General features: G+C 67.1%; 19 protein-coding genes and 2 pseudogenes. 17 read left to right on the top strand and 4 right to left on the bottom strand.

Annotated features, from left to right (window positions below; all coding sequences use genetic code 11):
- Nucleotides 1-15 precede the first annotated feature (15 nt).
- The 6 genes and pseudogenes from brnQ to htpG all read left to right on the top strand — a co-directional run.
- Nucleotides 16-1,324: pseudogene (gene brnQ, locus L3N39_RS15375) on the top strand (branched-chain amino acid transport system II carrier protein); the annotation flags it as partial.
- A 62-nt stretch (nt 1,325-1,386) separates the two neighbouring features.
- Nucleotides 1,387-2,112, top strand: a complete 726-nt coding sequence (locus tag L3N39_RS15380; protein ID WP_237258337.1) for a DUF599 domain-containing protein — start codon at nt 1,387-1,389, stop codon at nt 2,110-2,112.
- Nucleotides 2,113-2,168: 56 nt separating this feature from the next.
- Nucleotides 2,169-2,633 carry a PaaI family thioesterase gene (locus L3N39_RS15385; RefSeq protein WP_237258338.1) on the top strand — a complete coding sequence of 155 codons (465 nt, stop codon included), beginning with the start codon at nt 2,169-2,171 and terminating at the stop codon, nt 2,631-2,633.
- Nucleotides 2,630-3,076, top strand: a complete 447-nt coding sequence (locus L3N39_RS15390; RefSeq protein WP_237258339.1) for a PaaI family thioesterase — start codon at nt 2,630-2,632, stop codon at nt 3,074-3,076. The genes L3N39_RS15385 and L3N39_RS15390 overlap by 4 nt, the downstream gene beginning before the upstream one ends.
- A gap of 57 nt (nt 3,077-3,133) precedes the next feature.
- Nucleotides 3,134-4,372 carry an MFS transporter gene (locus L3N39_RS15395; RefSeq protein ID WP_237258340.1) on the top strand — a complete coding sequence of 413 codons (1,239 nt, stop codon included), beginning with the start codon at nt 3,134-3,136 and terminating at the stop codon, nt 4,370-4,372.
- A gap of 123 nt (nt 4,373-4,495) precedes the next feature.
- The gene (htpG, locus tag L3N39_RS15400) at nt 4,496-6,394 is read left to right on the top strand and encodes a molecular chaperone HtpG (protein WP_237258341.1); all 1,899 of its coding nucleotides are present in this window, start codon (nt 4,496-4,498) and stop codon (nt 6,392-6,394) included.
- Between the two features lie 47 nt (nt 6,395-6,441).
- On the opposite strand, the gene L3N39_RS15405 is transcribed toward htpG, so the two are convergent.
- On the bottom strand, nt 6,442-6,876 hold the full coding sequence (locus L3N39_RS15405) for an OsmC family protein (RefSeq protein ID WP_237258342.1): 435 nt from the start codon (nt 6,874-6,876) through the stop codon (nt 6,442-6,444).
- Nucleotides 6,877-7,112: 236 nt separating this feature from the next.
- Between L3N39_RS15405 and L3N39_RS15410 the strand changes: the two genes are divergently transcribed.
- The 5 genes and pseudogenes from L3N39_RS15410 to sstT all read left to right on the top strand — a co-directional run bounded on the left by L3N39_RS15410 (nt 7,113) and on the right by sstT (nt 11,839).
- A complete protein-coding gene (locus tag L3N39_RS15410) occupies nt 7,113-8,144 on the top strand; it encodes an amidohydrolase family protein (protein WP_237258343.1) in 1,032 nt (343 codons plus the stop codon).
- A gap of 49 nt (nt 8,145-8,193) precedes the next feature.
- On the top strand, nt 8,194-8,658 hold the full coding sequence (locus L3N39_RS15415) for a DUF3859 domain-containing protein (protein ID WP_237258344.1): 465 nt from the start codon (nt 8,194-8,196) through the stop codon (nt 8,656-8,658).
- 167 nt (nt 8,659-8,825) lie between these two features.
- Nucleotides 8,826-9,296: pseudogene (locus L3N39_RS19055) on the top strand (MCP four helix bundle domain-containing protein); the annotation flags it as partial.
- An 81-nt stretch (nt 9,297-9,377) separates the two neighbouring features.
- On the top strand, nt 9,378-10,430 hold the full coding sequence (locus L3N39_RS15420; protein ID WP_431978037.1) for a methyl-accepting chemotaxis protein: 1,053 nt from the start codon (nt 9,378-9,380) through the stop codon (nt 10,428-10,430).
- A 179-nt stretch (nt 10,431-10,609) separates the two neighbouring features.
- On the top strand, nt 10,610-11,839 hold the full coding sequence (gene sstT, locus L3N39_RS15425) for a serine/threonine transporter SstT (protein WP_237258346.1): 1,230 nt from the start codon (nt 10,610-10,612) through the stop codon (nt 11,837-11,839).
- A gap of 106 nt (nt 11,840-11,945) precedes the next feature.
- Here the strand turns inward: sstT and L3N39_RS15430 are convergent, their stop codons facing one another.
- The 3 genes from L3N39_RS15430 to fabA form a co-directional block, all read right to left on the bottom strand.
- Nucleotides 11,946-12,380 (bottom strand): hypothetical protein, encoded by a 435-nt coding sequence (locus tag L3N39_RS15430; protein WP_237258347.1) that lies wholly within the window; start codon nt 12,378-12,380, stop codon nt 11,946-11,948.
- Between the two features lie 230 nt (nt 12,381-12,610).
- Nucleotides 12,611-13,828: a beta-ketoacyl-ACP synthase I gene (fabB, locus tag L3N39_RS15435; RefSeq protein WP_237258348.1), complete on the bottom strand. Its 1,218-nt coding sequence runs from the start codon at nt 13,826-13,828 to the stop codon at nt 12,611-12,613.
- Between the two features lie 11 nt (nt 13,829-13,839).
- Nucleotides 13,840-14,355 (bottom strand): 3-hydroxyacyl-[acyl-carrier-protein] dehydratase FabA, encoded by a 516-nt coding sequence (gene fabA / locus L3N39_RS15440; RefSeq protein WP_003285418.1) that lies wholly within the window; start codon nt 14,353-14,355, stop codon nt 13,840-13,842.
- Nucleotides 14,356-14,719: 364 nt separating this feature from the next.
- Between fabA and L3N39_RS15445 the strand changes: the two genes are divergently transcribed.
- From L3N39_RS15445 to L3N39_RS15470, 6 genes are all read left to right on the top strand, one after another.
- Nucleotides 14,720-15,742, top strand: coding sequence for an NAD(P)H-dependent glycerol-3-phosphate dehydrogenase (locus L3N39_RS15445; RefSeq protein ID WP_237258349.1), 1,023 nt, complete (start codon nt 14,720-14,722; stop codon nt 15,740-15,742).
- 20 nt (nt 15,743-15,762) lie between these two features.
- Entirely contained in the window at nt 15,763-16,107 is a 345-nt protein-coding gene (locus tag L3N39_RS15450) for a DUF4389 domain-containing protein (protein WP_237258350.1), read from the top strand.
- Complete coding sequence (gene sixA / locus L3N39_RS15455) at nt 16,104-16,562, top strand: phosphohistidine phosphatase SixA (RefSeq protein ID WP_237258351.1); 459 nt, start codon at nt 16,104-16,106, stop codon at nt 16,560-16,562. Before L3N39_RS15450 ends, sixA begins: the two co-directional genes overlap by 4 nt.
- Before the next feature lie 39 nt (nt 16,563-16,601).
- Nucleotides 16,602-17,042 carry a hotdog fold thioesterase gene (locus L3N39_RS15460; protein WP_237258352.1) on the top strand — a complete coding sequence of 147 codons (441 nt, stop codon included), beginning with the start codon at nt 16,602-16,604 and terminating at the stop codon, nt 17,040-17,042.
- 129 nt (nt 17,043-17,171) lie between these two features.
- Nucleotides 17,172-17,981 (top strand): alpha/beta fold hydrolase, encoded by an 810-nt coding sequence (locus tag L3N39_RS15465; protein ID WP_237258353.1) that lies wholly within the window; start codon nt 17,172-17,174, stop codon nt 17,979-17,981.
- Complete coding sequence (locus L3N39_RS15470; protein WP_237258354.1) at nt 17,978-18,835, top strand: alpha/beta fold hydrolase; 858 nt, start codon at nt 17,978-17,980, stop codon at nt 18,833-18,835. Before L3N39_RS15465 ends, L3N39_RS15470 begins: the two co-directional genes overlap by 4 nt.
- Nucleotides 18,836-18,890: the final 55 nt, after the last annotated feature.

Below are 18,890 nucleotides of genomic sequence, written 5' to 3' on the forward strand. Positions count from 1 at the left end.
CTGGTAGTGTTTCGCATGACTCGTTTGAAAGGTTTTGACCTCGTTGCCCTCGGCTTCATGACGTTCGCGCTCTTCCTTGGCGCCGGCAACATCATCTTCCCGCCCAGCGCCGGCCTGGCCGCGGGCGAACACATCTGGCGCGTGGCCGCCGGCTTCCTGCTCACCGGTGTCGGCTTGCCGCTGCTCACCGTCGTCGCCCTGGCACGCGTCGGCGGCGGCATGGATCGCCTGACCGCGCCGCTCGGCCGCTTCGCCGGCGTCGCGCTGGCGGTTGCCGTCTACCTGGCCATCGGCCCGCTGTTCGCCACGCCGCGTACCGCGGTGGTCTCCTTCGAGATGGGCATCGCGCCGTTCACCGGCGACAGCGGCGCGCCGCTGCTGATCTACACGCTGCTGTTCTTCTCCGCCGTGCTGGTGCTGGTGCTCAACCCCGGCCGCCTGATGGAGAACGTCGGCAAGATCATCACGCCGGTGCTGCTGGTGTCGCTGTTGCTGCTGGGCGGGGCGGCGGTATTCCTGCCGGCCGGCGACATCGGCACGACCGCCGAGGGCTATCGCAGTGCGCCGCTGGTCAAGGGTTTCCTCGATGGCTACCTGACCATGGATACCCTGGGCGCGCTGGTGTTCGGCATCGTCATCGCGACGGCGATCCGCGACCATGGGGTGACCGATGCGGCGCTGGTCACGCGCTATTCGATGATCGCCGGTGTCATCGCCGCGATCGGCCTGTCTGCGGTCTACCTGGCGCTGTTCTACCTCGGTGCGACCAGCCAGGGCATCGCCGGCGATGCGCAGAACGGCGTCCAGGTGCTGACCACCTATGTGCAGCACACCTTCGGTACCCCCGGCAGCCTGTTGCTCGCCGCGGTCATCACCCTGGCCTGCCTGACCACCGCGGTGGGGCTGACCGCCGCCTGCGGCGAATTCTTCAGCAAGCTGCTGCCCGTGTCCTACCGCGCCGTGGTGATCACCTTCGCCCTGTTCAGCCTGCTGGTGGCCAACCAGGGGCTGACCCAGCTGATCAGCGTGTCGGTGCCAGTGCTGGTCGGGCTCTATCCGTTGGCGATCGTGCTGGTGGCACTCAGCCTGGCCGATGGCCTGTGGCGTTCGCCGAGCCGGGTGATGGTCCCGGTAATGGCGGTCACGCTGGTGTTCGGCCTGGTCGACGGCATGGCCGCCGCCGGCTTCGCCGATGCCGTGCCGGCATTCTTCGGCCAATTGCCGATGGCCGAGCAGAGCATGGGCTGGTTGCTGCCGGCGCTGTGCACCCTGGCGCTCGCCGTGGTCTTCGACCGGGTGCGGCCGGCCCCGGCGAGTCGTTGACGCGACGCAGCGTCCAGCCGAGGCGGGCCGCTATACTCCGCCTCAGGTTGAAGAGGACAGACCATGGCGTTATCCGAACTGCTGGTGCCCGATGTCGCTGCGATTCTCTGGTTCGTCGTCTGCTGGGTGGGCTACACCAGGTACGCCACCTGGCGCGGTCGCGACACAGCCTGCCTGGCCAGTGTCCTGCACCTGTACCGGCAGGACTGGATGCGCCGGCTGCTGCAACGTGACAACCGGATCGCCGATGCCAACGTGATCGGCAACCTGGAGCGCAACGCCTCGTTCTTCGCCTCCAGCACCCTGATCATCCTGGCCGGCATCCTCACGGCACTCGGCGCTTCGGATCGCGCGGTGTCGCTGCTGGCCGACCTGCCGCTGGCCCAGCCGGTCAGCCGCGGGCTCTCGGAAATCAAGCTGCTCGGCCTGGCGGTGGTCTTCGTCTACGCCTTCTTCACGTTCAGCTGGTGCATGCGCCAATACAACTTCGGCGCCGTGCTGGTCGCCTCGGCGCCGATGGCGGCCGAGCGCAACGTCACCGACCTCGAGCGCAAGGCATTTGCCGAGCGCGGTGCGCGGGTGCTGTCGATGGCCGCCAACCAGTTCAACTTCGGCCTGCGCGCCTACTACTTCGGCATGTCGATGCTGGCCTGGTTCATCAACCCCTGGTTCTTCATGGTCGTCGCTACTGGCGTGGTGCTGGTGCTCTATCGCCGGGAATTCCACTCCGACGTGCTGCAGGTCATGGTGTTTACGCCAACTTCCATCGCCGAGCCGTCCAAGGAGTAGGGCGGCGCGGTCCCGCCCGCTATGATGGCCGGCTGGATTCATTAGCGGGGCAACCGATGAGCGACAGCCTGATTCTCGAGCGCACCCAGCGCTTTCTTTCTCTCTTGCGCCATTGCCAGGTACTCGGGCTAAGCGTCGAGCATGCCGATCGCAAGGGGCTGACGCTGCGCCTGCCGTACAGCGAGCAACTGATCGGCAACCCCGAGACCGGCGGTATCCATGGCGGGGCGATCACCACGCTGATGGACACCACCTGCGGCATCTCGACCGCCTGCGCGCTGCCGGAACTCGAGGTATGCCCGACGCTCGACCTGCGCATCGACTACATGCACCCGGCCGAGCCTGGCCTGGACGTGTTCGGCTTCGCCGAGTGCTACCGCGTCACGCCCCATGTGATCTTCACCCGCGGTGTCGCCTACCAGCGCGACATCAACGAGCCGATCGCCCATGTGGTCGGCACCTTCATGCGCATGGGCCAGCCGCCGCGCAAGGGTGGTGCAGGCGGGGAGGGTGCGGCATGAGCCAGGTGGATTTCGATGCCATGGTCCGCCAGGCGCTGGAGAGCAACGACTACGCGCCGCTGATCGAGTCGGTACCCTACGCGCGGATGATCGGCATGCAGTGCCTGCGCCTGGGCGACGAGATGGTGTTTCGCCTGCCGCAAAGCCAGGACAATATCGGCAATCCCATGCTGCCGGCGATACATGGCGGGGTGATCGCCGGGTTCATGGAGCATGCGGCGATGCTGCACCTGTTGATGTTCATGGGCACGCCACATTTGCCGAAAATCATCGACTTCTCGATAGATTATCTACGCGCCGGTCACTATCGTGACACCTTCGCCGCCTGCCAGGTATGGCGCCAGGGCCGTCGGGTCGCCAACGTCGCGATCACCGCCTGGCAGACCCAGCAGGCCGAACCCATCGCCACCGCCCGTTGCCATTTCAAGATCGACCAGGCCTGAACGGCAGTCGTCGGCCGGTGGTGGCTGACGTCTGTCCCCGTCGTTTCAAGGATCGCAATGGATGCTCTGCTGATTCTCGCCGGCCTGCTGCTGATGCTCGCCGGTCTGGTCTGGCTCGTCACGCTCGCCTTCGGTACCAGCCTGTTCTGGGGCATCGGCAGCCTGCTGCCGCCGATCACCCTGGGCTACGTGTTCAGTCATTGGCGGGTCGCCCGGCGGGCGATCGCCGTGATCGGCCTCGGCATCGTGCCGTTGGTGGTCGGCCTGTCGATGCTCGCGGTGCGGGCACCGGACAAGCTCGATGCGATCGTCGGGCTGCAATGGCTGCCGCAACCGGACAAGGCCAAGGGGCCGAACAGGCTGCACGGCCAGCTCAACGGGCAATCGTTTCGGCCGGAAGCGGGCGAGCTGATCGACGGGGTGCTCAGTCTGCGCTCGGGGGCGGGTTTCTACGCGCGGCAGGAGGTGCGCATCGAACTGCCCGAACCGGTTGCCGGCCCGCTGCAGCTGGATGTGCTGCCGGACGACCCGGGGCCGTTGCCGGCGGTGCGCATCGCCTGGATCGAGGCGGGGCGCGAGCTGCCCGAGTCGCGGCTGATCCGCCATGGCTACACGCTGCACCTGGCCCTCGAACCGGAGCAGCCGAACCGGCTGGTCGGGCGCTTCCACCTGGTGCTGCCGCCGCAGTACGCGACCAGCCTCAGTGGCCGCGTCGAGCTGCATACCGACCGCCTGCGCTATCGCGACGGCGAGGTTGACCGCCGCTACGACTCGGCCGACACCCTCGCCTATGTGATCCGCAACTACCTGCAGCGCCGGCACGCCACCCATGACGTCGTGCTGGCGCCGCTGCCCGCGCCGGCCCTGCCGGCGCAGGCGCTGGATGTGGCCGGCGAGGCACGGATCGACGGTTCGCCCGAGCGCTACGCGTTCAGGCTGGTCCGCGCCGCGGACGGCTGGCATGTCGAAGGCGACCAGTTCGCCGCGCTGCCGGAGGCGAGCGCGCCGCCGGCCAGTGCGCCGGTCGCCGAGCCCGCGAGCGCGCCCCAGGCCCCTGCGAGCAGCCTCGATCGGCGCAAGCGTTTCTCGATGGAGCGCCTGCTGCGTGAACCCTCGACCTACGAGCACATCCTGCTGCGTGCGCACACCGAGCGCGGCGGCGTGGCCGAGGGGCGCTTCGCCGGGCTGGATCACGAGGGGCGACTGCGCATCCGGCGTATCCTCAAGGGCCCGGGCGAAGCCTATTTCAACCTGGCGCCCGGGGAGATCGTCCTGCTCGAAGCCCTCGAGCCCTGATGCTACAGGCGGCGCGCCTGCCGCGTTGCGCCGCCTGCCCCTTGAAATCCCGTGCCCGAACCCCATCTGCCTGACACTGCCGCGCTTGCGGTCCGTATCACTGATGACTGGAGTTCGTAGACGATGAGTGTGGAAACTCAAAAACAAACCCTGGGCTTCCAGACCGAAGTGAAGCAACTGCTTCACCTGATGATTCACTCGCTTTATTCGAACAAGGAAATCTTCCTCCGCGAGCTGATTTCCAACGCATCGGATGCCGCCGACAAGCTGCGCTTCGAAGCCCTGGCCAAGCCCGAGCTGCTCGAAGGCGACGCCGACCTGCGGATCCGCCTGTCCTTTGACAAGGACGCCAGGACCGTCACCCTCGACGACAACGGCATCGGCATGAGCCGCGAGGAAGTCATCGCGCACCTGGGCACCATCGCCAAGTCGGGCACGGCCGATTTCCTGAAGAATCTCTCCGGCGACCAGAAGAAGGATTCGCACCTGATCGGCCAGTTCGGCGTGGGCTTCTACTCGGCCTTCATCGTTGCCGACCAGGTCGAGGTGTTCAGCCGCCGCGCCGGCGCCGCCGCGAGCGAAGGCGTGCATTGGTCGAGCAAGGGCGAGGGTGAGTTCGAGGTCGAGACGATCGAGAAGGCCGAGCGCGGCACCCGCATCGTGCTGCACCTCAAGGGCGGCGAAGAAGAGTTCGCCGATGGCTGGCGCCTGCGCAACATCGTCAAGAAGTACTCCGACCATATCGCCCTGCCGATCCAGTTGCCCAAGGAACACCACGGCGAAGATCAGCCCGCCGAAGTCGAGTGGGAAACCGTCAACCGCGCCAGCGCCCTGTGGACGCGGCCGCGCACCGAGATCAAGGACGAGGAGTACCAGGAGTTCTACAAGCACGTCTCCCATGACTTCGAGAACCCGCTGGCCTGGAGCCACAACAAGGTCGAAGGCAAGCTGGAGTACAGCTCGCTGCTCTACGTGCCGGGCCGTGCGCCGTTCGACCTGTACCACCGCGAAGCGCCCAAGGGCCTGAAGCTCTACGTGCAGCGCGTGTTCATCATGGACCAGGCCGACGAGTTCCTGCCGCTGTACCTGCGCTTCATCAAGGGCGTGGTCGATTCCAACGACCTGTCGCTGAACGTCTCGCGCGAGATCCTGCAGAAGGACCCGGTGATCGACTCGATGAAGTCGGCCCTGACCAAGCGCGTGCTGGACATGCTGGACAAGCTCGCCAAGGACAAGCCTGACGACTACAAGGCCTTCTGGAAGCAGTTCGGCCAGGTGCTCAAGGAAGGTCCGGCCGAAGACTTCGCCAACAAGGAGAAGATCGCCGGTCTGTTGCGCTTCGCCTCCACCGCCGGAGAAGGCGACGAGCAATCGGTGGCGCTGGCCGACTACGTCGCCCGCATGAAGGACGGCCAGGACAAGCTCTACTACCTGACCGGCGAAAGCTACGCGCAGATCAAGAACAGCCCGCACCTGGAGGTCTTCCGCAAGAAGGGCATCGAGGTGCTGCTGCTCACCGACCGCATCGACGAATGGCTGATGAGCTACCTCACCGAGTTCGACGGCAAGCAGTTCGTCGATGTCGCCCGCGGCGACCTCGACCTCGGCAAGCTGGACTCGGAAGAAGACAAGAAGGCCCAGGAGGAAATCGCCAAGGCCAAGGAAGGGCTGCTCGAGCGCCTCAAGGGTGCGCTGGGCGAGCAGGTCGCCGAGGTGCGCGTGTCCCATCGCCTGACCGACTCGCCGGCGATCCTCGCCATCGGCGAGCAGGACCTGGGCCTGCAGATGCGGCAGATTCTCGAGGCCAGCGGGCAGAAGGTGCCTGAGTCCAAGCCGATCTTCGAAATCAACCCGCAGCACCCGCTGATCGAGAAGCTCGATGGCGAGCCAGACGAGGATCGCTTCGCCGACCTCTCGCACATCCTCTTCGACCAGGCCGCGCTGGCCGCCGGCGACAGCCTCAAGGACCCGGCCGCCTATGTGCAGCGGCTGAACAAGCTGCTCGTCGAGCTTTCGGCCTGACGGCAGGGGAAGGACAAACGGCCCGGCGATTGCCGGGCCGTTTCGTTTCAGGCCAGCCGGCTGACCAGCCGCGTGCCGTGGGTGAGGTTGTCGACCACCGGGCAGCGGCGCTCGATCTCCCGCAGCAGCTGCAGCTTCTCGTCGTCGCTGAGGTCGGCATCGATTTCCACCTGCACGCGTATCTCGTCGAAACCCGGCCGCACGTCCGGATTGCGCCCGAGCAGCCCGTCCGGGTCGTAGTCCGCCTCCAGGGCGAAGCGCATGCCGCGCAGCTGGATCTTGCGCTGGTGGGCGACATAGCGGGCGATGGTGCCAAAGCAGCCGGCGATGGCCGAGAGGATCACGTCCAGCGGGGTGGGCCCCAGGTCCTGGCCGGCGGCATGCTTGGGTTGATCCATGACCACACGGTGGTTGCCGCAGTCGACCTCGATGGTCATGCCGCTGCCCATGCTGCCGTTGGCGGTGATTGTCTTGCGTGCCATGCGCTTGCTCCTGTCGTTCGGGGGGTCCCGGTTCGGTTCGGGCAAGGTTAGTTCGCCGGCGTGGCGCAGGCCTTGATGGGCGTCACCATAGGGGTGGGGGTATGTCTGGTCACAAAGCGAAACGCTGCCGATGAAACGGGGCGGGGGCGCGCCGGTCTTATTGCCGAGACCGTCGGCGGGGCGCGCAGCTACAGCGCTTCCCGGCCTGGCGAGTCGCCCACCAACCGGAGGCCCGAATGTTTCGAAACGCCCTCTGCGCCCTGCTGGCTGCGTTCTGCGCGAGCGCGCCGGCCATGGCGCGGGAGTACGCCTACAGCGATGCCCATCTGCACTACGTGGATTTCTTCCAGGAAAGCCAGGGCATGGAGAAGTTGCTCGAGGCCATGGACCATGGCCGCATCGAGCACGTCATGCTCAGCGGCATCCCCGTGGCCAAGAAGTGGCACGAGAACGAGCCCAAGCGGCCGCGCTACTACGCCGGCGATGACGCGCCGGTGTACTGGTACAGCGCGACCGACGTGCTGGTCGCCGCCGCGATGGAGGAACTCGAGCCGGCGCAGCGCAAGCGCTTTCATCCGTTCCTGTCCGGTTTCAACCCCAACGACAAAAACGCCGATGCGCATATCCGGCGCATGCTCGAGCTCAACCCGGGCCTGTGGCAGGGCATCGGCGAGGTCTTCACCCGGCATGACGACGTGACCGCCCTGACCGAGGGCGATACCCCGCGCGCCAACAACGAGGCGCTGGCCCGCGTCTATCACCTGGCTGCGGAATTCGACCTGCCGGTCATGCTGCATTCGAACATCACCTCCAAGCGCGAGCGCAATCCGCTCTACCTGGCCGAGCTGGAGGAGCCGCTGCGCAACCATCCGCACACGCGCTTCATCTGGGCGCATGCCGGGACGAGCATGGAGCTGCACCGGCACCAGGAGAAGCTCGAGTTCCTCCTGCCGGTGGTCGAGCGCCTGCTGGACGAATACCCGAACCTGTTCATCGACCTGTCCTGGACCATGCTCGAACCCTACCTGCTGGACCGCCAGGGCCGGCCGGACCCGCAATGGGTCGCGCTGGTGGAGCGCCATCCGGACCGATTCATGCTCGGCTCCGACGTGGTCGGTCACTTCGAGAACCTGGCCGAAGGCCTGGCCGCGTTCGATCCGTTCCTCGATGCGCTTTCGGAGAAGACCGCCCAGCAGGTCGCGCGCGACAACTTCCTGGCGATCCTGCCGCGGTCCGCTTCATCGGAGCCCCAGCTGTCACAGCATTGAAACGCGCACGCCATAGCCTGCTGCCTTTTCCCGATACGAGAGGCTCGAGATGCGCGTGAAATCTTCGCTTTGCCTGCTGGCGGTGGTCCTGGTCGCTGACCTGGCCCGGGCCGAGGTTCGCCTGGAGGGCGAAGTCGAATACGGACTGTTCGAAAGCCCGCAGGTCGAGCTCGAGGCCGGGCAGCGCATGCTGCGCACCGGCCAGCAGCCAATCCAGCGCACCCTCGCGATTCCCGCCAGGCTCGGCAACAAGTTCGGCCTGCGCTACCGCCTGGTCGGCAAGCGCGAGGGCGACACGCCGCTGACCCTGCTCTATCTCACGCCCGGCGTGGTGACCACCGATGGCGTGCGCCACGACAAGTTCGAGGTGGTGCAGGCGCTGGTGCCGGATGCCGCCCAGGATGTCATGGCCTTCGAGTTCACCGAGCCCGAGGAACTGGTGCCGGGGCAATGGCGCTTCCTGGTCTTCCAGGGCGACCGCAAGCTCGCCGAGCAGGCGTTCGAGGTGCGCTGAGGCAGCGCCCGATCGGCGGCCGCTCGTCCAGCGTTACGCCAGCCATCGGGTTTCCGGCGTCAAGCGTTCAAGCGCACCAACCCCGTACCGATAAGTTGACCGTGCCGGCAAGTGGCTTGCCGCAAGTCCCTGTCATGGAGCGAGGTTGTCCCATGTTCATTCGTCGTATGAACGTTTCCAGGCGCTCGGCCCTGGGTTTCGGCCTGATCGGCCTCATCGTGCTGCTGCTTGGCCTGTTCGCACTGAGGCAGATGACGCTGATCCGCTCGGAAGCCGGTGAGGTCAGCGAGCAGTGGCTGCCGAGCATCACCGCGCTGGGCGAGCTGAACCAGCACACCATGCGCCTGCGCATCCACACCCTGCGCCTGCTGTTGGATCGCTCGCGCATCGAGCAGAACCGGGCCGCCGTCGAGCAGTTTCGCAGTGGCCTGCGTCCGCTCGAGGAGGCTTACGGGCGGACCATCTTCATGGCCGAGGAGAAGGCCATCTTCGAGCGCTACCTGGCCGCACGCGAGCGCTTCGAGCAGGTGGTCAAGGAGATCCAGCGCCTAGAGGGCGACGGGCAGGTCGAGCAGGCGATAGAGCTCGTCGGCACCCAGCTCAACGTGGTGGCCACTGCCATGAGCGACGAGATTCGCGCCCTGGTCAGGTTCAACGACGAGCGCTCGCGCGAGTCGGCCGAAAGCGCCGCGGCCATCTTCGACAGTGCCCGCCTGTGGATGGCGGTAACGGTGATTGCCGCCGGCCTGCTGACCTGGTTGCTGGCCTGGGTCTTCACCCGCAGCATCGTGCAGCCGCTCGCCGAGGCCGTCGAGGTCGCCGAAAGCGTGGCCGCCGGCGATCTGCGTCGGCCGATCGAAACCCTTGGCAACGACGAACCGGCGCGCCTGCTGGCGGCGCTCAAGCGCATGCAGGGCAGCCTGCGCGAGACGGTGCAGCGCATCGCCGATTCGTCCAACCAGCTGGCCTCGGCCGCCGAGGAGCTCAACGTGGTGACCGAGGATTCGACCCGCGGGCTGCACCAGCAGAACCACGAGATCGAGCAGGCCGCCACGGCGGTCAACGAGATGACCACGGCGGTGGACGAGGTGGCACGCAACGCGGTGGTGACCTCCGAAGCCTCGCGTGAATCGGATGCCACGGCCCAGCAGGGCCGCCAGCAGGTCATCCGCACGGTCGATTCCATCGGCCTGCTGGCGGCCGACGTGACGACCACCGCCGGCGAGGTCGAGCAGCTGGCCGGCCAGGTGCGCGACATCAGCAAGGTACTCGACGTGATCCGCTCGATCGCCGAGCAGACCAACCTGCTGGCGCTCAACGCGGCCATCGAGGCGGCGCGCGCAGGGGAGGCCGGGCGTGGCTTCGCGGTGGTGGCCGACGAGGTGCGGGCGCTGGCGCATCGCACCCAGCAGTCGACCGGCGAGATCGAGCAGATGATCGGCGCCGTGCATCAGGGTACCGACAAGGCGGTGCACGCCATGCAGAGCAGCAACCAGCGCGCGCACGCCACGCTGGAGCTGGCCCGGGCGGCCGGCGAGGCGCTGGATGACATCGCCCGGGCGATCAGCCAGATCAGCGAGCGCAACCTGGTGATCGCCAGCGCCTCGGAGGAGCAGGCGCAGGTGGCGCGGGAGGTCGATCGCAACCTGGTCAATATCCGCGACCTGTCGTTGCAGTCCTCGGCGGGCGCCAACCAGACCAGCGCGGCCAGCCAGGAACTGGCGCGCCTGGCGGTCGAGCTCAACGGCCTGGTGGCGCGCTTCAGTCTCTGACGGGGCGCGGCCACCCGCCCCGCGGCCCGCGCGGGGCGCCGCTCTTGCGGTGCGACGCGGACGCGCATCTGTGCGTGGCCGGCATAGCTGGCGTACCATGCCGACCCCTGCACGGGCCGGTCGGGCAAACGCTCCGGGACAGTCGGTGGAGGTCATTCCAATAAACGAGAAGCGGTGCCATGTCCGATCTACCCACACGTCTTTTTCGATTCCTGAACCGCACCAGCCTGGTGGCGCAGATCCTGGTCGGCCTCATTGCCGGCATCGTGCTGGCCCTGCTGGCGCCCGGTGCGGCCAAGTCGGTCAGCCTGCTCGGCGACCTCTTCGTCGCCGCGCTGAAGGCGGCGGCGCCGATCCTGGTGTTCACCCTGGTGGCCGCGTCGCTGGCCAACCACCAGCGCGGCCAGCCGACCCATATCCGCCCGATCCTGGGGCTCTATGTGCTGGGCACGCTGAGCGCCGCGGTGACTGCGGTGGTGGCGAGCTTCATCTTTCCGACGAGCCTGACCCTGGTGGCGTCAGCGACCGACGTGGCACCGCCGTCCGGCGTCGCGCAGGTACTCAAGACGCTGCTGTTCAATGTCGTCGACAACCCCGTGCATGCCCTGCTGGAAGGCAACTTCATCGGCATCCTGGCCTGGGCGGTGGCGCTCGGCATCGCCTTCCGCTCGGCCGGCGAGGGTACGCGCACGCTGGTCGCCGACGTCTCGGCGGGGGTCACCCAGATCGTCAAGCTGATCATCCGCTGCGCACCGCTGGGTATCTTCGGCCTGGTCGCCAACACCCTGGCGACTTCCGGTTTCGGCGTGCTGCTGGGCTATGCCCAGCTGCTGGCGGTGCTGGTGGGCAGCATGCTGTTCGTCGCGCTGGTGCTGAACCCGCTGATCGTCTACTGGCAGATCCGCCGCAACCCCTATCCGCTGGTGTTCACCTGCCTGCGCGAGAGTGGCCTGACCGCCTTCTTCACCCGCAGTTCGGCCGCCAACATTCCGGTGAACCTGCAGCTCTGCCAGCGCCTGGGCCTGCACAAGGACACCTACTCGGTGTCGATCCCGCTGGGTGCGACCATCAACATGGCGGGCGCGGCGATCACCATCAGCGTGCTCACCCTGGCGGCGGTGAACACCCTGAACATCAGCGTCGATCTGCTGAGCGCGATCCTGCTGAGCATTCTCGCGGCGGTCTGCGCCTGCGGTGCCTCCGGCGTGGCCGGTGGCTCGTTGCTGCTGATCCCGCTGGCCTGCAGTCTGTTCGGCATTCCCAACGACGTCGCCATGCAGGTGGTCGCCGTGGGTTTCATCATCGGCGTGGTGCAGGACTCGGTCGAGACCGCACTGAACTCCTCGACCGACGTACTGTTCACCGCGGCGTCCTGCATCGCGCACGGCGATACGGTCGAGGCCGACTGACGGGCGCAGGGCAGGCGAGCGACCTCCGCCCCGCTTGCCCTGGCCTTCGCCTCGGGCGGCCTGCGCCCCGACCGATGATCCGGGCGTGGCGCCTGTCGGCCGGGGGTCAATGCAGCGCAGGCGGCCGTGGGCGCTCCAGGGCATCGAACAATGCGAATTTCTCCCGGTCGATCTCGCCGCGGGTGCGCACGCCGAGGTGGCGCAGGATCGGCAATGGCGGGCACCAGCCCTGCAGTCCGTGCTGCAGCAGGAACGGCAGCACCACCGCGGGCAGTGCCAGCCACTTGCGATTGACCGTCAGGCCCAGCACCAGCCCCGACAGGGCCAGGGTCGACGCGTTGACCTCGAGCACCCGCTCCACGTCCCACTCGCGCTCCAGTTGTTCGATGCGCTGCCTGATCGCTGGTGCGTCGAGGCGGCTGTAGTGCTCGATATTGTCGTCCGTGCGGCGGTCGATCTCGCGGTTGAGCGTGGCGGCGGTCGAGCTGCGCACACGGTCCGCGTGGTCGTTCATCTGGCTGGCTGCATGACTCGATTGCATGGAATGGCTCCCGGGCTCGCTGGTGGCTGGACAATGGAATTTCCACTCTTGCTGCAGCAAGTGAGCCCGGCATGGCCGGCGAGTTCCGGCCGCCGGCGGGGAGGCGATGGCTGGCGGTAGCGGCAGAAGCGAGAAAGCGCCGGGGCGGGGCTCGCGTTGCTTGGCCAGCGTCGCCAGGCCGCAACGAAAAACGGCGCCCGAAGGCGCCGTTTTCATTCAGCCCAGGCCGTTCAGCCCTTCCAGCGCTTGAGCACCAGGGTGGCGTTGGTGCCACCGAAGCCAAAGCTGTTGCTCATTACCGTGTCGAACTGGGCGTTCTCGCGGGTTTCGCGCAGGATCGGCATGTCGGCGACTTCCGGGTCCAGCTCGTCGATGTTCGCCGAGCCGGCGAGGAAGTTGCCCTGCATCATCAGCATGCAGTAGATGGCCTCGTGCACGCCGGCGGCGCCCAGCGAGTGGCCGGAGAGGCTCTTGGTCGAGCTGATCGCCGGGACCTTGTCGCCGAACATGTTGCGAACGGCCTTGATCTCCGCCACGTCGCCCACCGGCGTCGAGGTGCCGTGGGTGTTGAGGTAGTCGATCGGGCCGTCGACGGTGGACATCGCCTGCTGCATGCAGCGCAGCGCGCCTTCGCCGCTCGGAGCGACCATGTCGTAGCCGTCGGAGGTAGCGCCGTAGCCGACGATCTCGGCGTAGATCTTGGCGCCGCGCTTGAGTGCGTGCTCCAGTTCCTCGACCACCACGATGCCGCCGCCGCCGGCGATGACGAAGCCGTCACGGTTGGCGTCGTAGGCGCGCGAGGCTTTTTCCGGGGTCTCGTTGTACTGGCTGGAGAGGGCGCCCATGGCGTCGAACAGGCAGCTCTGGCTCCAGTGCTCCTCTTCACCGCCGCCGGCGAAGACGACGTCCTGCTTGCCCATCTGGATCTGCTCCATGGCGTGGCCGATGCAGTGCGCGCTGGTAGCGCAGGCCGAGGCGATGGAGTAGTTGATGCCCTTGATGCGGAACGGCGTGGCCAGGCAGGCCGACACGGTGCTGCTCATGGTGCGCGGCACGCGGTATGGGCCGATGCGCTTGACGCCCTTGTCACGCAGGATGTCGATGGCTTCCATCTGGTTGATGGTCGAGGCGCCACCGGAGCCGGCGATCAGGCCGATGCGCGGGTTGGAGATGTCGTCGGCGCTGAAGCCGGCATCCTTGACCGCCTGCTCCATGGCCAGGTAGGCGTAGGCCGCAGCGTCGCCCATGAAGCGCAGGACCTTGCGGTCGATCAGCTCTTCGAGGTTGAGGTTCACGGAGCCGGACACCTGGCTGCGCAGGCCCATGTCCGCATAGGCCTGGTTGTAGCGAATGCCGGGGCGGCCGGCGCGCAGGTTGGCGGAAACGGTGTCTTTGTCATTGCCCAGGCAGGAAACGATACCCAGGCCGGTGATCACGACGCGACGCATGCGGATGTCCTTCAGAAACTGTCAGTGGAGGTGAACAGGCCGACACGCAGCCCTTCTGCACTATAGATCTCGCGACCATCGACGCTGACGGTGCCATCGGCGATGCCGAGGATCAGCGAGCGGTTGATGGTGCGCTTGATATGAATGTTATAGGTGACCTTCTTGGCGGTCGGCAGGACCTGGCCGAAGAATTTCACTTCGCCCGAGCCGAGAGCACGACCACGGCCGGGGTTGCCTTGCCAGCCCAGGTAGAAGCCGACCAGCTGCCACATGGCATCCAGGCCCAGGCAGCCGGGCATGACCGGATCGCCTTCGAAATGGCAGGCGAAGAACCAGAGATCGGGATTGATATCCAGCTCGGCGACCAGCTCGCCCTTGCCGTACTTGCCGCCGACTTCACTGATGTGAACGATACGGTCGACCATCAGCATGTTCGGTGCGGGCAGTTGCGCGTTACCGGGGCCGAACAGTTCGCCGCGGCTGCAACGAAGCAGGTCTTCCCGGGTAAAGGCGTGTTGTTTGGTCATGCGTATTCCTCAATGGTCCCCTCGGCAGAGGGGCTTGCTGCATTCACCGGGCCTGGGATGAAGGCCTGATCATAAACACTAAGCTCATAGACTGCCGCGCTGTGCTGAAAGTCACAGCGCGACGGACTGCACGCAGGCGCCTGGGCGCGCAGCGGCAAAATCGGCTGGCTACTTTAACATCACTGGCCTGGCCGCGAGGAACTTGTAGCCGCCTTGTTGACCTAGACCAATGTTGGACAACCGCTGGCCGCGCCTGGCAGGCGCAGGCGCTGCGGCATGCGGCCGCGGCGGGTGCGGCGCTGGTCGCTCGCGGCGTGCCACGTATAATGCCGCCTCTGCCGGGAAGGCCTACTTCGGAACATTCATGACAACAAAGCAACCCATCGCCGTGCTCGGCGGCGGCAGCTTCGGTACCGCGATCGCCAACCTGCTGGCCGAGAACGGCCACGACGTGCTGCTGTGGATGCGCGACGAGCAGCAGGCCGAGAGCATCCGCACGCTGCGGCAGAACCCGCGCTATCTGAAGGGCATCGACCTGCTGCCGGCGGTACAGGCGACTACCGACCTGCCGGCGACCCTGGCCGCCTGCGAGCTGGTCTTCGTGGCGCTGCCGTCCAGCGCCCTGCGCCAGGTCCTGCAGCCGCATGCGGCGCTGCTGGCCGGCAAGATGCTGGTCAGCACCACCAAGGGCATCGAGGCGCAGGGCTTCAAACTGATGAGCCAGATTCTCGAGGAGGTCGCGCCGAATGCGAGGATCGGCGTACTCTCGGGGCCGAACCTCGCCCGCGAGGTCGCCGAGCATGCGCTGACCGCCACCGTGGTGGCCAGTGATGACGAGGCGCTGTGCAAGGCCGTGCAGGCAGTCCTGCATGGCCGTACCTTCCGGGTCTACGCCAGTTCAGACCGCTTCGGCGTGGAGCTGGGCGGCGCACTGAAGAACGTCTACGCGATCATGGCCGGGATGGCCGCGGCGCTGGGCATGGGCGAGAACACCCGCAGCATGCTGATCACCCGCGCACTGGCCGAGATGACCCGCTTCGCCGTGCGCCTGGGCGCCAACCCGATGACCTTCCTCGGCCTGGCCGGGGTCGGCGACCTGATCGTCACCTGCACCTCGTCCAAGAGCCGCAACTTCCAGGTCGGCCATGCGCTGGGGCAGGGGCTCAGCCTGGAGGAGGCAGTGTCGCGCCTCGGCGAGGTGGCCGAGGGCGTCAACACGATCAAGGTGCTCAAGGCCAAGGCCGAGGAGCTGCAGGTCTACATGCCGCTGGTCGCGGGGCTGCACGCGATCCTGTTCGAGGGGCGTACGCTCGATCAGGTCATCGCCCTGCTGATGCGCGGCGAGCCGAAGACCGACGTGGATTTCATTTCCACGGACGGTTTCTGACATTGATGCTGGAGACAGAAATGGATCATTCCAACCGTAGCGCCGAACGCGAGTCGCTGATCCTGCGGGTCGTCTGGATGCTGGTGTTCTTCTTCGCCTGGCAGCTCGCCGAGCTGGTGCTGCTGCTGGTGGTGGTCCTGCAACTGGTGCTGCGGCTGCTTCGCGGCCAGCCCGATGCCAGCCTGCAGGGCTTTGGCGACAGCTTGAGCCAGTACATCGCACAGATCGGCCGCTTCGGCACCTTCAACACCGAACACAAGCCCTGGCCGCTGTCGGAGTGGCCGACGCCGCGCCCCGCCGACCTGCAGGCCGCGCCCCAGCAGCCCGCGCAACCCGAGCCGCCACGCCAAGAGCCGACCCCATGAGGCTCTGGCTGCTGCGTCACGGCGAGGCCGAGCCGCGGGCGCGGACCGACGCCGAGCGCGACCTGACCGAACAGGGCCGCGAGGAGGTCCGGCGCAGTGCCGCGCACCTGCATGGCCGGCCGCTGCAGGCAATCCTGGCGAGCCCCTACCGGCGTGCACAGCAGACCGCGGAGATCGTCCGCGAGGTGCTGGGCTTTGCCGGCCAGGTGGAGACGGTGAGCTGGCTCACGCCCGAGACCGACCTGCGCGACGCCTTGCTCTATCTCGACCGGCGCAACGAGCAGGAGCTGCTGCTGGTCACCCACCAGCCCTTCGTCGGCGCGCTGGGCGCCTGGCTGGTCACCGGCAGCCGCAGCGAGGGCCTGCCGATGGGCACCGCATCGCTCGCCGAGCTCTCGGGCGAGCACCTGGCCGGTGGGTTGATGACCCTGGAATCGCTGCACCATAGCCGCTAGCCGAAGGCAACAGACCAATAAGAAAGAAGGAGAACGCCTGTGGGCATCTGGACACGCGAGCCCGATCTCGCCGATCTGCACGAGACTCGCAAGAACACCATCAGCGAATTGCTGGACATCCGCTTCGAAGCCTTCGACGACCAGTCGATCACCGCCAGCATGCCGGTCGACTCGCGCACGCATCAGCCCTACGGCCTGCTGCACGGCGGCGCCTCGGTGGTGCTCGCCGAGACGCTGGGGTCGATGGCCAGCTACCACTGCATCGACACCTCGCGCTTCTATTGCGTGGGCCTGGAAGTCAACGCCAACCATCTGCGTGCCTTGCGCAGCGGGCGGGTCACCGGCGTCTGCCGGCCGGTGCACCTGGGCCGCTCCACCCATGTCTGGGACATCCGCCTGAACGGCGAGGACGGCAAGACCAGCTGCATCTCGCGCCTGACCGTGGCGGTGGTGCCGCTGCCCGACGCGCCGGCGTCCTGAACGGCGCCAGATAGCGGGTAGCGGCCCGCTGTTTGGCGTGAATGGCGCCCATTCCCTGCGGATATGGCAATTGCCCCGCAAAGCCGCGAGCCAGACAATGTGGCTCTCCTGGCCCCGGCAGCAGTTTCCATGTCCCAGCGCATCTTCTTCGCCCACGCCAACGGCTTTCCCTGTGCGACCTACACCAAGCTGTTCGAGGCGCTCGCACCGGAGTACGAGGTGCTGCACCTCGAGCTGCACGGCCATGACCCACGGTTTCCGGTCGATGACAACTGGACCTGCCTGGTCGAGGAACTGGCGCAGCAGTTGAGGCGTCTCGACGAGCCGGTCTGGGGCGTTGGTCATTCCATGGGCGGCATCCTGCATTACCACACGGCGCTGCGCTATCCGCAGTTCTACCGGGGCGTGGTGATGCTCGACTCGCCGGTGCCGACCTGGCTCGACCAGGCAGTGATCTGGCTGGCCAAGCGGCTGGGCTTCATCGACCGCATCACGCCGGCCGGGCGCACGCTGGGGCGCCGCGACTGCTTTGCCGACCCGCAGCAGGCGTACGACTACTTCGCCGGCAAGGGCCTGTTCCGCGACTTCGACCCGGATTGCCTGGCTGCCTACGTCGAGCACGGCCTGCAACCCAGCGAGGCGGGCTATCGGCTGCGCTTCGACCCGCAGACCGAAATCGACATCTACCGCAGCGTGCCGCACATCACCCCCGGTTGGCCGCCGGCGCTGCGGGTGCCGCTGGCGATGGTGCGCGGCGAGCACAGCGACGTGGTCATGCCGCACCACGCCTATCTGCTGCGCCTGATGCCGCGGGGGCAGGCCCTGAGCATGCCCGGCGGGCATATGTTTCCGCTGGAGCGGCCGCTGGAAACGGCCAGTATGCTGCGCCGGTTGCTTGCCCAGTGGCGCCAGGCAGAGCCGGTGGAGCGTTGCGCATGAACCTGCCGTTCGAGGAAATCCGCCTGTCGCTGCCGCACCTCGAGGTGGCGGCGCATCTCTACGGCCCCGAGGACGGCCGCCCGGTGATCGCCCTGCATGGCTGGCTGGACAATGCCGCCAGCTTCCATCGCCTGGCGCCGCGGCTCGACGGCTTGCGCATCGTCGCGCTGGACCTGCCTGGCCACGGCCACTCGCAACATCGCCCGGCCGGGGCCAGTTACTCGCTGTGGGACTACGCCCTGGATGTCCTGCAGGTCGCCGAGCAGTTCGGCTGGGCACGATTCTCGCTGCTGGGGCACTCCATGGGCGCGATCGCCTCGGTGCTGCTGGCTGCCGCATTGCCCGAGCGCATCGAGCGCCTGGCGCTCATCGATGCGTTCATTCCCTACACCGGCGAGGCGGACATGGCGCCGGCCAGGCTCGGCGAAGCGCTGCGCGCGCAGCTAGCCCTGGCACGCAAGCGCAAGCCGGTGCACGCCACCTTCGAGCAGGCGGTGACCGCGCGGATGAAGGCGGCGGTCAAGGTCAGCCGCGAGGCTGCCGAGCTGCTGGCCCAGCGCGGGCTGATGCCGGTGCCGGGTGGCTTCACCTGGCGCACCGACCCACGCCTGACCCTGCCTTCGCCACTGCGCCTGACCCGCGAGCACGCGCTGGCCTTCGCCCGTGGGGTGAGCTGCCCGACCTGCCTGGTGGTCGCCGAGCAGGGGCTGATGCAGGAGGCGCAGATGCTCGAGCTTGCCCGCAGCCTGCCGTACGCGCTGCACGTACTGCCCGGCGGGCATCACCTGCACCTGGATGACGATGCCGGGGCGGCAGCGGTCGCGGCGCTGCTCGGCCCGTTCCTGCTCGGCTGAGGGCGGTCTGCAAGATCCGGTGGCAATGCCGGCTTGACTTGCCGGGATCTACTGG

The organism is Pseudomonas oligotrophica (assembly GCF_021726475.1).
Taxonomy (GTDB): Bacteria; Pseudomonadota; Gammaproteobacteria; order Pseudomonadales; family Pseudomonadaceae; genus Stutzerimonas; species Stutzerimonas oligotrophica.